This is a genomic window from Cohnella hongkongensis, assembly GCF_042654645.1.
In the GTDB taxonomy this organism is placed as follows: domain Bacteria; phylum Bacillota; class Bacilli; order Paenibacillales; family Paenibacillaceae; genus Cohnella; species Cohnella hongkongensis.
Map to the genome: position 1 here is coordinate 563,650 of NZ_JBHSEP010000001.1, position 14,531 is coordinate 578,180.

Consider the following 14,531-nt stretch of genomic DNA (forward strand, 5'->3'; position numbering starts at 1 on the left):
GGAAACCGCCGACCAGCGTTTTTCATCAGCCTTCTACGATTTATCGGCCAAGAACTCGTCCAGCTGTCGCTGAACTTCGGCCACGTACTCGTCGATTCCCGCAGCCTTCAGCTGCTGAACCGCCTTCGGATATTCCTTGTCGAAGTCCACGAAGCCCGAACGGATTGCGGCGAATTGCTTGCCGGCCACTTCCTTCAAAGCCGTTTCGAGATGCTTCACCTTCTCGTTGTTGAACCGGAAGCCGAGCGAGTCGGAAATGATCGCTTCGTTGTCCCAGCTCTTGTATTGATCGATCGCTTCCTGCGACACATCCGGCGTGAACAGCTGGTAGTTCTGGTTGCGGAACATCCATTCATAGAAAAACTCGCTGGAAGTCAGCTTCGTAATTCTGCCGTCCGTAACCTCGTAATCCTTCCCTTCCACTCCGTACAGGGCGAACAGATAGTTTTCCTGGGACGAATACAGCCAGTTCAGGAACTTCATCGCGCCCGTCGGATTCGGAGCGGTTACCGGAATGCCGATCACTTCGCCGCCCGTCGCGATAATATAGCGCGGCTTCTCCTCCGCAAGCAAATACGATTTGAGCTGAGCCTCCGGAGCGTTCGACTGTACCGAATGGATGATTTCCATTTCCTTGCCGAGCGAGCCTTCCACCCACAAATAAAGACCGGTCTGCATGCGGGTATCTCTTTCGTTGTATTTGATCGTCAGATCTTCGGAGTACAGACCGTCCTGATTCATCGTCCGGTTAAACTTGGCGACTTCCTGGAACGCCTGCGTCTCGAAATAGCTGTACGCCTTCTTGGAATCTTCCCCAAACACGACCAGATCCTCGGACGCGATCCAGTTGTACTGCTCGTCTGCGAAATAACGCGTCAACGGCTTGAAGATAATGTCGGCCGGACCTTTCATCTGCGGGAATTTGTCCTTCGCCTTGGTCGCGAACTCCTTCAAATCCTCAGGCGTATTCAAGTCCGTCATCCCGACGGCATCCATGATATCCTGGCGCACGGCCACGAGCTGATACATTGCGGAGGACGGCGCGTAGGCGGAAGGAATGCCGTAGATTTGCCCGTTAATCTTCGCTCCCTGCAGATGCTCCATCGGCAGCACCTTCAGCAGATCCTGTCCGTGCTCCGAGATCAGATCGTCCAGAGGCTGAGCCTGCTTCTTGTTGACGATCGTGGAGAGGTCCGGCAGACCGTCCCAGAACAGGTCGATCGGCTCGTTCGCCGCAAGCATAATGTCCTTCTGCTCCCAGTATTGCGACCAGGGAACGAATACGACATCCAGCTCGATTCCGATGTCCTTGGCGAGCTTCTCGGCCAATTCGTTATCGATAAATTCGCTGAAACGGTCGGTTTCGTCTCCGGGGTACAAGAAGGTCACCTTTTCGAGCTTCCCTCCGTCCGCCGTCTCTTCCTTGCCGCCGCTGCATGCCGACACGACGGATACAACCATCGCCAACAATACCGATAAGACAAGCATTCTCTTCAAGTTCATTTTCATAACCCTCCTCGGTCTTTGTCCAAGCATCTATATAAAAGCCTATAAGGCTAGCATGCTATTCCTTAACCGCTCCGGTCATAATCCCTTGAACGAAGTACTTCTGCACGAACGGGTACAGAAACAGAATCGGACCGATCGTAATGATCGTGACGGCCATTTTGACCGTTTCAGCTGGAAGCGTAATGCTGCCGGAGGCTCCCGCGGGAATTCGTCCGGAGCTGATCGCGTTGACGTTCGACAAAATGTTGTACAGAAAATACTGCAGCGGGAACAAGTCTCTGTCGTTGATAAAAATAAGCGCGTGCCACCAATCGTTCCAATACTGCAGCGCATACATGAGCCCGACCGTGAGCAGCGCGGTCTTGCTGAGCGGAAGCGCGACCTTCCAGTAGATCGTGAAATGATTGGCGCCGTCGACCTCCGCCGCTTCATAGAGCGAAGGAGAGATGTGCGCGAAGTAGGTCCGCAGCAAAAACATGTTCCACACGTTAAAGATCGAAGGCACGATCAGCGCCAGCAAGCTGTTCTTCAAGCCGTAATAGTTAACGCTGACGATGTACCAGGGAATCAGGCCGGCGGAAAAGATAATCGTAAAGTTGCATATAAACGCAATGACGTTGCGATACCTGAGCTTCTTGATCGAGATGGCGTAGGCAACCATGCTCGTCAGCAGCAGGGCGCCCAGCGTGCCCGCGATCGTCACGAAGATCGTGACGACATAGGATCTCGCGATTCTGCTGCCGCTGTTGGCAAAGATATAGCGATAGGTGTCCAGGCTGAAATCCTGGGGGAAAATCGAATATCCGTTCCGGGCGATCGCCTGCTCCGACGAGAAGGAAACGCTTAAGGTCAGCAGAAGCGGATACAGGCACAGGACGGCGAACAGCGAAATGAAGCCATAGGCGAAGACCGACACGAGCCGGTCGTTCAGCCCCGCGTTTCTCAGCATCAGAACAGCCCCTCCCCGTCATTGACCTTCTTGGCGACGCCATTGGCCATCGTGATCAGGATCAGACCCATGACGGATTGAAACAGGCCGATCGCCGTCGAATAGGAGAAGCCGAGTGTCCGCATCGATTGATAGACGTATGTGTCGATGACGGTCACCTCGTCGATCAGCACCGGGTTGTTGCCGACGATCCCGTAGATCATGCCGAAATCGCCGTAGAAGATGCGGCCGACGCTTAGCAGCGTCAGCACGATCACAGTCGGCTTCAGCATCGGCACCGTCAGGCGCATGATCTGCTGCAGCCGGTTGGCGCCGTCAACCTTCGCCGCCTCGTACAGGCTGGAGTCGAAGTTGGACATCGCCGCCAAGTAGATGATCGAGTTATAGCCGCTCCACTTCCACACGTTCGCGAGAATGATGATCTCCTTCCAGTACTTCGGCTCCGAGTACCAGCGAATCGGCTCGATCCCGAACCATGCGAGTATGCCGTTGGCGACGCCGACGTCCGTGGAGAAAATTCCGTAGATAATCGCTCCCACGACGACCCAGGAAATAAAGTAAGGGAAAAACATCATGCTTTGCGTCAGCTTCTTGAACGCCTTGCCGCGAATCTCGTTCAGCAGAATGGCGATCGTAATCGGAAAGATAATGCCGAGGATGATGCCGAAGAAATTGATGACCAGCGTATTGTAGGTCACTCTCCATCCCATGCTGCTGGAAAAGAAGTATTTGAAGTTGTCCAGGCCGACAAACTTGCTTCCGAAGATGCCGTCGACGACGTTAAAATCGGTGAAAGCCATCCAGATTCCCGCAAAGGGCACGTAGCTGAACATGATCAAAACCACCAGGCCCGGCACGCACATCAGGTACAACATCCGGTGCTTCTTCAGTTCATGGAGAGCGCCTTGACGGTTCTTTTTCGTTTCTGCCGCTTCGCTTGACGCAATCATTGTCCGTCTCCCCTTCCTCGTCCGCCATGCCTTACGCCAGCACGGCCTCGCGCAGCTCTTGCTTCAGCCGGTCCATGTCCACCACGGTTCCGGTCACTCTGGCCTTCTCGGCGGCGTAAGCCATAATGTGGCTTTCCACCGACTGGTCTATGGAGGACTTGCTGTCGCTGCCCCCTCGCTCCAGCTCGTTCAGAAAATCGTTGATCAGCCCTTCGTCCCCGCCGTTATGGCCTCCGGAGACGGACGCCGGACGAATGACCCTCTGCTCGACCGCCTCCGCCATATTGGACGCGAATCTTGTCACCTCAATCAAATTCTGACTGTCGTCGCCGCGAATCTCTCCATGCTCGCACATGATCTTGATCGTACGGTGCATCTTGTTCGTGAAGGCGCTGAGATGGAACGTCACCTTCACGCCGTTCTTGAATTCGATGATCGATACCTGGTGGTCGCAGACGTCGTTGTCGCTGCGGAAGACGCATTTGCCGTAGGGCCCGGTCTCCAGCGCCTTCAGTAGCCCTTCCTCCGACTGATCCTCGGACACGACGGTCGCAGGCCAGCTGCCGGCGATCGGCAAGTACGTCTTCCTGACGTCGAATCTGCAATCGGGAGCGGCGGCGCAGGTCAGGCATCTGTCCGAGCTGCCCGCAGGCGCGTTCTCCTCCTTGAAGAAGACCAGCTCCCCGTAAGAGGAGATCCGCTTGGCGTCGCTGCCCGCCAGCCAGGCCAGAATGTCCATGTCGTGACAGGACTTCTGCATAATGAGCGGGCTCGACAGATCGCTCCTCCTCCAGTTTCCCCGGACGAACGAATGGGCCATGTGGAAATTTCCGATATTTTCGTTATGCTGGATCGTGACGACCTTGCCCAGCTCGCCGCTGTCGATGATGCTCTTGAGCTCCGAGAAGAAATTCGTGTAACGGAGCACGTGGCACACCGTCACCTTGCAGCCTTTTTCGTTGGCTTTCTGCTGAATCTGCACGCATTCCTGCGGGCTGGGGGAGATCGGCTTCTCCAGCAGAATGTCGTATCCCAGATCCAGCGCCCGCATCGTCTGTTCGAAATGATCTCTGTCCATCGAAGAAATGATGACGGCATCCGCGATTTTGCCTGGAAGGAAGAACTCTTCTACCGTAGCGTACTGCCGCTCCGAGGCGATGCGGAATTTCTCCGCCGCCGCTTGTCTTCTCTTCTCGTCCGGCTCCACGACCGCAACGATCTCCGCGCGGCGGGAAGCGGATGAGGAGTAGATCATACCACGCTGTCCCGCTCCGATTAAAGCCAATTTCAATGTCATTCCCCCCTGGTGTCGTTTCCGTGCTTGCCTGCCATTCCCGCTCGTTCCTTATTCCTGGGGAGCCTGAGGATCTTCTAGCGGATAATAGCCGTCCGGATAATAAGTGTCCCAGACGTTCTCCAGCGGATCCCGGTCCGTTCGCTCGACGGTCACGTCGCCGAGCTCGTAGTAGCCTTCCGTCGCCGGGCCTCGGATGCTTAACCGCAGCGGACGATCCTCCCCGTCGAACAGCCCGATGCCGATGCCGTATACCCCGGCCGCCATCTCCGGCAGCTTCGCCATCTCGTTGTGCACGATGTCTCCGACCGTCCACTCCCGCGTTCTCGCGCTTAACGGGATGACGACGCTTGCGCCGTCGCGGCCGGCAAGCCGCAGCTTCAGACGGTAATCGGCGTAGAGGCGGGCCGTTCCGGAGTTGACCAGCCATAACCGGACGGGCAGACTCCCTCCGCTGGCGACCGTATGCGGATAGGTCAGCCTCCGCAGCTCGGCGTTCCAGCCGAGCCCGGCCTCTACGTTCGAGAGCGCCGCATGCCACCGCCTCGCCTCCCGCCGGACGTTCGGCCCGCACTCCGGATCGGTCACATGCAGGAGAACCGGACTGCGCTTCCACAGACCGCTCAGCCGTTGATTGGCAATCGCTTCGCAGCTGGACAGCCAGCTGTCCTCGCCGCAGACGATTCTCAGCCCGAATTCCCGGCCCCGTTCCCGCAGGCGGCGGATCAGCCGCTCCTGATGCAGATCCGCGACCAAGGTCGTACGCTCGAACGCTTCCGTATACGCGTTCCATTCTTCCTCGCCGTCCGTCAGCGTCCTCACGAGAACCCCGAACAGACGACGGTCCGAATCGACGAGACTTCCGACCTTGCGAATCATCGCGCCGTAATAGGCTGAGACGTCCCGATCGACCCATGCCGGCACGTCCGGGACGAGCACGAGCACGGGGTTGACCGCCGAACGGATCGCCTCGAGCATCGGCTCGGGACGATATTCTCCGCGGCCGGGCTCCAGCCGCCTCCATGACACTTCGACATAATTGAAGCGGCCGTCGTTCAGATGCGCTTCGACCAGAGGCTCCGGCCGAATTTTCACCGTCCTGTACCGTTCGTAGTTTTCCAACGAATATTTACCCATTCGCTACCCTCCCCCGCAAATGGCTGTCAACGGTCGCCCGAAATAGGTCGATATCCTTCGAGGTAATATAGGGCATGCTGCCGATAGCGGGAACGTCCTCTTTCAAGACGATCATGCCGAGCGTGTTAAAGCGGGCTCCCGTCTTCATGTAGTCGGCGGCCGCCTTCTGCAGCGACGTCTTCAGCGGCCGGCCGTCCTGAAGCGGATCGGCGGACCGGTCGCCGAACAGCTCGTAGCGGAGCATGCCGTCCCCGTCGCCGACCGGATAGTTGTACAGCTGCCGCTGCACTTGAACGATCCGGCTCCTTTCGGGGTCGAGGACGAGCGACAGCCTCGTATCGTAAAGCCAGCTTTCGCTCCAGAAGCCTTTGATCGGCATCTCCGGGAAATACCGGTCATAGAAATCGATCGCCATCTCCATCGAGGTTTTCAGCCTCTCCGGCGTGTAGCCGGGACCGGAAGGAATATGAAGCGCGAGCAGCCAATCGCCCTTCCTCAGCGCCGGCGCCCACACCTTCTTGTCGATCCGGGTCGTCTCCCGCTCGACGAAGCCCAGCGGATTGATCCGGTTGGCCGTTATGCCTGCGTCGTCTTCCTCCCACACCGATTCGAATCGGCTCTCTTCATCGAATACGCCGTTCATGCCGTCCGGCTGTCCGTCCGACCGGAACGTCTCTCCGGCATGCCGCAGGGCGACGACCCGGTTCGTGACGCTGCTTCTGTACATCGAGAATGCGCTGTCAAAGCCATGAGGAATGAACAGAAACCGATCGAACAGGAAGATCGAGCAAGTATAAAAATTCATCACCCACGGAAAGTCGTGCACTCCGGGATCGCCGGACGATACGATTTTCTCGAGCTGCGTCTTCAGAGGCTGGTGCGGGACGTCCTCGTAACGGGAGGCCGGCACGCCCCGGCGCTCCAGAAGCTTCATCGCAGGGCCGATGCAGGACAGCAAAAGCAGGAAGGAATACCATGCCCCATGCCTCTTCATGCAGCCCGGCGTCATGGCGTTGTAGAAAACCGGATCGCACCGATTGCGCGCAACGGTCATTGCGCTGGAGAGAAACCGGGTGAAGCGAAACAAAATCCGGTCTTGCTCGATTTCTTTCAGCGCTTCCTCCATCTGTTCCCTTACCGCTGCGGGAAGCTCGTATCGCTTCAGCAGCTCCTCGAGAAAATCGCGCGGAATGAGCGCCGTCTCTCCGTCGGCTTCGAAGGAAGCGTACTTCTCCTCAAGCCCTTCCGGCAAATGATCGAACCGGCAATAGGCGACGCATTGGTGAAAATCGGGTCTCGGTTCCGTCATCTGCTCATCCCCTCTCTACTGTAAGCGCGCCCATCGGATAATAGCCGTTCCGGCAGCCCTCAATCGCCAGCCTGACGTTCCCGATTTCCTCCACGCCCGTCTCGACGCCAATCTCAAGCTCATATTCGCCTTCAGGAAGATCGGCCGGAAGCTCGAACCGCTCCTTCCACGCGATATCTTGATCGGGCAGCCATTCGCGAATGTCCTCGCGGCTCTGCAGCGTAACGGTGCGGTCCGGGCAGACGAGCCGGACGACAAGCGGATAACGGTTGTAGATCGGCGCTACGCCTACGTTCGCCCACAGCGCCTCGATCTGCAGCCCTTCTCCCGCTCGCGCCTTGGCGTCGTAGGTCAGCTTGCGCAGCTCGAAACGGTACCCCATCTTGTTGACCCATCGCTCGATCTTGTCTTTCCAGGGCTCGGGAACGACGGTCCCCTTATTATTGAAGGAAGAGATATGCCACTTCAGCGACTCTTCGATAATGTAGTCGATGTCCCAGCCCCGTTCGTACCAGTCGGTCATATGCCAGCAGGCTTCGAACAGCACCGGCCCCTTCTCCCAGGCGTCGCTCATGTTAAAATTGAAAATGTTCTGCGGGTAAAAGTCGGTCATATGCGACCACTCCCTACCGTGAAAGCCGCCCATATCTCCAAGGCAATCAACGCGAAATCCGATTCCGGCCTTGCTGGCCTTGATGATCTGAACGGACTGCGGATCGTGCAGCAGCGCCTGAAGCGGCGTGAGCTTAAATCCGTCCGTGTAGGCGTTCACGATTCGCCTTATGCCCTCCGGCTCCATAAACTCCGTGCCGCCGCCTTCGCCCCATGCGCCCACGACGGCCATATCCACCGAACTGATGACGGGATGGCCGTCGAAGCGCGCCGCGAATTGTTGGACGAAAGACGACCAATATTCCGCGTAGCGGGTCTGGTTCGGGTCGACCTTCCAGAACGGAAATTCCGGCATCTCCGGCGCCTCCGCCCGAAACCATCCGGGGACGTCCTCGTCCTCCCGCAGCGCGTAAGGAGAGCAGCGAACGATCGCGGAGCAGCCGAGCGACTTGGCCTGGGCCAGCTTCTCCTCCAGCGCCTCCCAGCGGAAGACGCCCTTCTCTGGCTCCGCATCCTTCCATCTGACTCCGATATAAATCACCTTGGTATCGGGATGATTCCACGTGCGGCTGTCTTCCGTAAACTTATATTTCCCGACCCGGTTGCCCCGATGGTCGAATACTTCGTCCAGTTCGCCCATCAGTGCCGGGGCCGCCGTAAATCCGATTCCCGGATTGGCAAGCATCCCTTCCAGCTTCTTCGGATACACGGATACGGCCTGTCTCATGTTCGACCACTCCCGATTCTGAATTTCTCGCATTCTCAACGTAACTATAGCCTTTTTGTTACTTTATGTGATACACTTGTTTAGTAATCTTCTTGTTGTCATTATATCATCGAAAACGGATCTTGCAACCTGATTTTTCAAGATTTTGTTTACGAAAATGAATCGACATTCTTAGTTACATGTTCATAAAATCGCCGCGATAATTGGGTTTTTCCCCTTTAATTCCGCAAGATTTTTCCGTTTCATTTGTTTACGTAACAAAAGAAGATTATGTAACATTTTAACGAAAACAAGTTCTCAATTTTACGTAAATGAATCTCATTCAGGGTCGTGATTTACGAAAAGTCATGCTAAAATGGAAACATACGCCACTTGCCAAAGGAGATCGTAATTATGAGCACCATCAGAGAGGTCGCCAAGTTAGCGAACGTATCGACCGCCACCGTCTCGCGGGTTTTGAATAAAGATACGACCTATAAAATTACGGAGGAAACCCGCGCCCGGGTATTGCAGGCGGTGAGCCAGTTGAACTACCGGATCGCGCCGAACGGAAAGCGGCCCTCCCGGGAATTGGCGAATATGAAGATCGGGTGCGTGCTAAGCGTCACCAAGAACAAATATAACGATCCTTACTTCATGTCGATTATGTCCGGCGTGGAGGAGCGTCTTCTTTCCGAAGGAATGGACATCGCATTTATTCGCACGGGAGCGGAGCTGGAGGACAGACAAATTCTGCTGAACACGTTTAACGAACCGATTACCGGCCTCATTCTGATGGAAACTTTAAACCACGAGACGTATGACTATTTGCGGAAAAAAGTGCCTTATATTGTGGGGATCGATACGGAGAGATGGGAAATCGACAACGTGGGGTACGACCATCATCATGTGGCTTCCATGGCTGTGCGCCATCTGATCGATAAGGGCCATTCGCAGATCGGCTTTATCGGAGGAAGCGGGCTGAAGGGAAATATTCGGGAGAGCCAGCGTTACCGGGGCTATTACGCCACGATGCACGCCGCCGGGTTGACGGTTAACCCCGATTGGATCATCGACTGCCAGTGGGACGAGGTCACCTGCATCGATAAAGTGAACGCGCTGTGCAAGAGCGGCAACCTGCCGACCGCCTTCTTCGCAGCCAGCGACCTGATGGCGATGGCGACATTGAACAGCCTGTACGGCAACAGCGTCTCCGTTCCCGATCAGGTCGCGGTAATCGGCCTGTCCAATATCGAGATGTCCAAATATTCCAATCCGCCGCTCACGACGATCCACGTCCCGACCAAAGAAATCGGAATCGTCGGCGCGGAGCTGCTGCTGGAAAGAATTAAGGGAAGCACGATGCTGGCCAAGCGGGTGAGCCTTCCGGCGAGTCTGGTGGAGCGCAGCTCGACTTGATTCGGCTGCTCTCGCTTTCGAAGCCAAGCAAAAACGCCGTCGGCGTCCTCTAGACGCAGAATCGCGCGCAAAAAGACCCCATCCCCCTCCAAGCGGAGGGATATGGGGTCCCTTACTACAACGAAGCCGGGACTGGCGCGCCGCCGGTCCCATCGGGGCCGCCACTTTAAAGTCCCAATGCAGGTTTAATGAGATTTTGCGTGATCTCCTGAAAATATCTCAGCATAAATGCTCCGGCCGTTTCCCGTTCGTCCTCTCTTTTGCTCCATTCCGAAGACGTTCTGTCGGGGAATGGAAGCAAGAGGACCGTTACGGTTCGATTCGGCAACCGCATGTCCGCTTTTAAGCCCGAATGTCTCGGGGACACGTTCGAAGCAAACGATTCAAAGCATGCTTCCGGAAATATCTTTTCCAGAATTCGCTTTTTAACGGGAATCTCGCCCAGCCCCACAACGATCGGTGCCTCTATCCGGTTAAAAACATTCCTTAAAATCGCAAGGCGTTTCTTTACATCTTCCGTATAGTTCGTGTTTGGGTCGGCGTACTCTTCATCATATTTCAGCGAAAATGCTTTTTCATACAAACCGTGATCTATTCCGAATTGCGTTGCCGAAGGCTCATACTCCGAACACCACTTTTTCATGTCCTTCCTCGGAAGCGGCTTTAAATCCGTAAGCGCCGTATGGATCGCATCGTCTGAATCGGTTTGAAACAGGGACTCTCGGCGTTTTCTGATCATTTCGGCCGCTTTTTTGTTATGACCCATGAATTGAAACCAGTAATTGGGCGCAAAATTCGGTTGCTCAAGCTCCAGGCAAATTCGGGCTACGATTTCGTTAAATCCGCCTTTTACAGCTTTCTTCTTGGGCATAACTCCGTCGCGTTGGGCGATATATTCCCTTACCTTCCGGCCGCCGGATTGGCCGTTCGGCTCCCAGTAGCCTTGATCGCGCGACGGAGCGTTGATCGCAGAAATCAGCTTACCGTTTGAATCGAACGAACCAAAGCTGTGGACTCTAGCCATAACATTCTCTTCAATCTCGTAGCCGCCTGTGCCCTCTTCTATGCCGAATACGACGATTTTTGCTTTCTCAAAATCCCCGCAGCCAAAGTACGTTAGAAGAGTCTCGTATTGTTCTTTGCTGATATGCCAGCCGCTCATCTCAATCCCCCAGTCGATCATGCTTGCCTATTTTTTAACGCCAACAATCATTATAGTGCTGCAGAAATCGTGTCGTCCAGTAAACAGAAGAAACCGGAGCGGCGTTCAAGCGGCGGCTTGGCGAGCTCCGGTCTCTACCGGTTTACAGCCTATTGTTCTTATATTCTTGCGGCGTCATCCCGTACTGGGATTTGAACAGCTTGATAAAATACTGCGGCTTCTGGTAGCCGACCTCGTGCGCAATCTGGCTGATCTTCAAATCCTTGATCTTCAGCAGCTGAACCGCCTTCTCCATACGCAGGCGAAGCACGTAGTTCGAGAAGTTCTCCCCCGTCTCCTGCTTGAACAGGTTGGATACGTATACGGGATGCAGGTTGACGTGATCGGCCACCGCTTGAAGGGTAATCTCTTGGAGATTGCCTTGAATAAACTGCCGGATTCTATGCATCAGATCGGACCGCATATTGTCCGAATAGCTGTCGCTGTAAGCTTTGATCCGGACATAACTGCCGAAGGCCCACTCCTTTAACGGCTCTGCGCTCCAGCTCGCATCGAGCTTCAGCATCTTCTCGATATCCCTTCCGAACACGTCGAAGATCCGTTTGCCCTTCTTATGCAAGTAATACGAATAAGCCTGCAATAAAGTCACGTAGACTTCGACCCCATACTCGCGGGCTCCGGCTCCCGCCTCCTCAAGCTCGTCGAAGATTAGACCCAGCTTGCTCTCGAAAGCCCCCCACTGCTCGAGATCGATCAGCTCCATTAAAGTCTGGGAACGATAAAGCTCCGCAAGCGGCCGGATCTCCAAAGCTTCCTTCTTCTGCTTCGCATGAAAAAAGCTTTCCGTCTGATAGCCGATATAGTCGGTGTAGATTGACAATGCGGAGTGGTACATGGACGGAACGTCCTTCGGAAACCCGCCCCGGTTGCTTAGCACGATGGACACCTTGGATTTCAAATACAATTTGATTTGATGCTGGGAGAGCCTCGCCAAATCTTCTATCCGATCGGAGCCGTCCCGGGCCCGATCATCCGCCGGTTTGGGTTGAACGAGGAAAATCAAATAGTCGTACGAATCTTTGCAGTAGATCACATGGAATCGATTCGAGAAAACTTCTTCCACGATGTTGAACATGGCATATTCGATCAAAGACAGGCTGTAGAGGTCCGTCTTCGAATTCTCCTCCACCCTCATGCACAAGAGGACGGCTTCCTTATCGACTTCAAAAGGAAGCTCGTACAGCTGAAGCTTGTCCTTTAAGACGGGTGCGGGATACTTTTTGGCGGATAACAGATCGAACAAGAACATCTCCCTCAACTTGGGCAGGCTTTCGCGAAAACGGTAATAAAATTGCTGCTGGTCCAGCAGCGCCTTTCCTTCTTCCGCAATTTTGCCGATAAGGCTGCGAATGGTCCGTTCCAGCTCCTCGTTCGAAACCGGCTTCAGCAAATAATCGCAAACCTGCTGCTGGATTGCTTCCTTCGCGTACTGAAACTCGTCGTATCCGGTAAGGATGACGGCCTTCGTGTTTTTCCATTTCTCGTTCATTCGGGCGATCAGTTCGAGTCCGCTCATTCCGTTCATCTGGATATCCGTGACGACGATATCGACGGAACGGTAATTCAGCAGCTCCAGCGCCTCTTCGCCGGAATAAGCCTTATAGACGCTGGAGATCCCCATCTGCTCCCACGGAAGTCCGATGGCCAGACTGTCGACCAAGTGCGTGTGATCGTCCACGATCAAAATTTCGTACATGGTTGTCCCCCTCGGTCAAGACGCGTCTTCTCTGTCGCTCCAGCACAATTCGGCGCAAAGCCCGCCCAATTTCGATTTGCTGAGCCGCAAGCCCGAGCCGCCGCCGTACGTCAACCGCAGACGTTGGTGAACGTTGGTCAGCCCGGACTCCTCTTCCTCGTTGTTCGTATAGCTCTTTTTTCTAATGGACTCGATCGCCGAATCCTCGATTCCAGCGCCCGTATCCTCGACCGCCACATGGTACGCGCCTTCGTCCCTCCAGCATCGGATTCGAATCATCCCGTATTCCGAATGATTTTGGAACGCATGAAGAATAACGTTCTCGACCAGCGGCTGTACGATGAGCCGCGGAACTTGCAAATCCTCCATCTGCGGCTCGATCTCGATTTCGAATTCGAAATCGTCTCTTAGCATGCAGTGGATTTCCAGGTAGAAATGGACCAAGTCCAGCTCCTCTTTCAGCCGCACCGTCTTGCTTCCCGTTTTCGTCGTGTACCGGTAGTATTTGCTCAAATTCATCGTCATCGAGATCGCGGCCTTGTTCTCGTTCAGCTCGATCATGCTCTTGATATAAGCAAGCGTATTGTACAGGAAGTGCGGGTTGATCTGCGATTGAAGCTGCTTCAGCGTCGCTTCCTTCGAACGGAGCTGCTCCTTGTACACGTCCTCGATCAGTTCCTCTATTTTGGAAGCCATGGAATTGAACCGCTCATAGAGAAACCGGTACTCCCCCTTGGCCGTATTCGCCATTCTTATCGAATAAATGCCCTTCTCGATCAAATTCATGTTCTGGATCAGCTTGCGGAACGGAATCTGAATATTGCGATACATGACGAAGGCCAGATACGCCCCCATAAACAGCAGCATGCCGCTGATGATATAAAACATGATCTGGTTCCGGCTGATCGGCGCCATAACCTGACTGATAGGGACATAGTCGACCAGATACCAGCCTAACGAATCCAGCTTCTGATAATGAACCTGAAACTTCGTATCGTCGGATTCCAGCAGCATGTAGCCGCTGTCCGTTGAAGAATCGATCCCCCCGAGCCCGGGAAGAAACTCGTCGATTTGCTCATAATTGACGGAATAATTGTAAATCGGGCTGTATTCCGGGTGATACAGAAACGGATCTCCCGAACCGTTCGCCTTGAATTTGGTCAGAGAGCTTCGCAGCGCGGCTGCGCCGAACTTAAGCACGACTCTCATATGCGCCTCGTCCGTCTCCGCCAAATTTTCGGGATAAGACAGAATTTCCATGAAATAATCGCCGCCCGGATCGGTGTAATACCGCCAGAACGTGTCCTGCTCGGGAAGCTCTTGCGGAAGCGCATTCAAGCTGGAGCTGCTTTTGATGACGATTCCGGTTCGAGGATAGACGACCGCAATGACCGCTTTCCAGTCGCCGTAGCCGGCAAGCCGGTTGATTTCCTCGGAGACGGTTCGGTTGATTCTATATTTGCTCAGGATGTCGTCAAGCAGATCCGGATAAGCCAAGTTGCGCACGTCCGTGCTTTCGTACAGCATTTTCTGATACGTATCGAGCTGGAAAAACAACTGATCCAATTGGCTGGCGAACGTCTCGATCTGGTACCGCTTGACCTTGATGATTTCATCGGTCAAGACGCGCGTGCTCGTTCGGTTCGACGCGACAAACAGGAGAAGAATCGGGATCAGCAATACAAGCAAAGTCGCGATCAGCTTGGTGAAGATGCTGAATCTGTTCAT

General features: G+C 54.7%; 11 protein-coding genes. 1 reads left to right on the plus strand and 10 read right to left on the minus strand.

Annotated features, from left to right (window positions below; genetic code table 11):
- Positions 1 to 33 precede the first annotated feature (33 nt).
- The 7 genes from ACFO3S_RS02575 to ACFO3S_RS02605 all read right to left on the minus strand — a co-directional run bounded on the left by ACFO3S_RS02575 (position 34) and on the right by ACFO3S_RS02605 (position 8,487).
- Entirely contained in the window at positions 34 to 1,503 is a 1,470-nt protein-coding gene (locus ACFO3S_RS02575) for an ABC transporter substrate-binding protein (protein ID WP_378091899.1), read from the minus strand.
- A 61-nt stretch (positions 1,504 to 1,564) separates the two neighbouring features.
- Positions 1,565 to 2,458 carry a carbohydrate ABC transporter permease gene (locus ACFO3S_RS02580; RefSeq protein ID WP_378091901.1) on the minus strand — a complete coding sequence of 298 codons (894 nt, stop codon included), beginning with the start codon at positions 2,456 to 2,458 and terminating at the stop codon, positions 1,565 to 1,567.
- Positions 2,458 to 3,408 carry an ABC transporter permease gene (locus tag ACFO3S_RS02585; protein WP_378091903.1) on the minus strand — a complete coding sequence of 317 codons (951 nt, stop codon included), beginning with the start codon at positions 3,406 to 3,408 and terminating at the stop codon, positions 2,458 to 2,460. Before ACFO3S_RS02585 ends, ACFO3S_RS02580 begins: the two co-directional genes overlap by 1 nt.
- A 31-nt stretch (positions 3,409 to 3,439) precedes the next feature.
- Positions 3,440 to 4,705 carry a Gfo/Idh/MocA family protein gene (locus tag ACFO3S_RS02590; protein ID WP_378091905.1) on the minus strand — a complete coding sequence of 422 codons (1,266 nt, stop codon included), beginning with the start codon at positions 4,703 to 4,705 and terminating at the stop codon, positions 3,440 to 3,442.
- A 48-nt stretch (positions 4,706 to 4,753) separates the two neighbouring features.
- A complete protein-coding gene (locus tag ACFO3S_RS02595; protein ID WP_378091907.1) occupies positions 4,754 to 5,839 on the minus strand; it encodes a DUF4832 domain-containing protein in 1,086 nt (361 codons plus the stop codon).
- Entirely contained in the window at positions 5,832 to 7,148 is a 1,317-nt protein-coding gene (locus ACFO3S_RS02600; RefSeq protein ID WP_378091909.1) for an acyltransferase domain-containing protein, read from the minus strand. Before ACFO3S_RS02600 ends, ACFO3S_RS02595 begins: the two co-directional genes overlap by 8 nt.
- A 4-nt stretch (positions 7,149 to 7,152) precedes the next feature.
- Positions 7,153 to 8,487, minus strand: a complete 1,335-nt coding sequence (locus ACFO3S_RS02605) for a DUF4832 domain-containing protein (RefSeq protein WP_378091911.1) — start codon at positions 8,485 to 8,487, stop codon at positions 7,153 to 7,155.
- 393 nt (positions 8,488 to 8,880) lie between these two features.
- Here ACFO3S_RS02605 and ACFO3S_RS02610 point away from each other — a divergent pair, with 393 nt between their 5' ends.
- Positions 8,881 to 9,885 (plus strand): LacI family DNA-binding transcriptional regulator, encoded by a 1,005-nt coding sequence (locus ACFO3S_RS02610; protein ID WP_378091913.1) that lies wholly within the window; start codon positions 8,881 to 8,883, stop codon positions 9,883 to 9,885.
- 166 nt (positions 9,886 to 10,051) lie between these two features.
- On the opposite strand, the gene ACFO3S_RS02615 is transcribed toward ACFO3S_RS02610, so the two are convergent.
- The 3 genes from ACFO3S_RS02615 to ACFO3S_RS02625 form a co-directional block, all read right to left on the minus strand.
- Complete coding sequence (locus ACFO3S_RS02615; protein ID WP_378091915.1) at positions 10,052 to 11,047, minus strand: hypothetical protein; 996 nt, start codon at positions 11,045 to 11,047, stop codon at positions 10,052 to 10,054.
- A gap of 142 nt (positions 11,048 to 11,189) precedes the next feature.
- The gene (locus ACFO3S_RS02620) at positions 11,190 to 12,803 is read right to left on the minus strand and encodes a response regulator transcription factor (protein ID WP_378091917.1); all 1,614 of its coding nucleotides are present in this window, start codon (positions 12,801 to 12,803) and stop codon (positions 11,190 to 11,192) included.
- A gap of 15 nt (positions 12,804 to 12,818) precedes the next feature.
- On the minus strand, positions 12,819 to 14,531 hold the full coding sequence (locus ACFO3S_RS02625; protein WP_378091919.1) for a sensor histidine kinase: 1,713 nt from the start codon (positions 14,529 to 14,531) through the stop codon (positions 12,819 to 12,821).

Bases quoted from the DNA above. Each gene is read 5' to 3' on its own strand.
- ACFO3S_RS02575 (WP_378091899.1), bottom strand. From the start codon at position 1,503: ATGAACTTGAAGAGAATGCTTGTCTTATCGGTATTGTTGGCGATGGTT.
- ACFO3S_RS02580 (WP_378091901.1), bottom strand. From the start codon at position 2,458: ATGCTGAGAAACGCGGGGCTGAACGACCGGCTCGTGTCGGTCTTCGCC.
- ACFO3S_RS02585 (WP_378091903.1), bottom strand. From the start codon at position 3,408: ATGATTGCGTCAAGCGAAGCGGCAGAAACGAAAAAGAACCGTCAAGGC.
- ACFO3S_RS02590 (WP_378091905.1), bottom strand. From the start codon at position 4,705: ATGACATTGAAATTGGCTTTAATCGGAGCGGGACAGCGTGGTATGATC.
- ACFO3S_RS02595 (WP_378091907.1), bottom strand. From the start codon at position 5,839: ATGGGTAAATATTCGTTGGAAAACTACGAACGGTACAGGACGGTGAAA.
- ACFO3S_RS02600 (WP_378091909.1), bottom strand. From the start codon at position 7,148: ATGACGGAACCGAGACCCGATTTTCACCAATGCGTCGCCTATTGCCGG.
- ACFO3S_RS02605 (WP_378091911.1), bottom strand. From the start codon at position 8,487: ATGAGACAGGCCGTATCCGTGTATCCGAAGAAGCTGGAAGGGATGCTT.
- ACFO3S_RS02610 (WP_378091913.1), top strand. From the start codon at position 8,881: ATGAGCACCATCAGAGAGGTCGCCAAGTTAGCGAACGTATCGACCGCC.
- ACFO3S_RS02615 (WP_378091915.1), bottom strand. From the start codon at position 11,047: ATGAGCGGCTGGCATATCAGCAAAGAACAATACGAGACTCTTCTAACG.
- ACFO3S_RS02620 (WP_378091917.1), bottom strand. From the start codon at position 12,803: ATGTACGAAATTTTGATCGTGGACGATCACACGCACTTGGTCGACAGT.
- ACFO3S_RS02625 (WP_378091919.1), bottom strand. From the start codon at position 14,531: ATGAACAGATTCAGCATCTTCACCAAGCTGATCGCGACTTTGCTTGTA.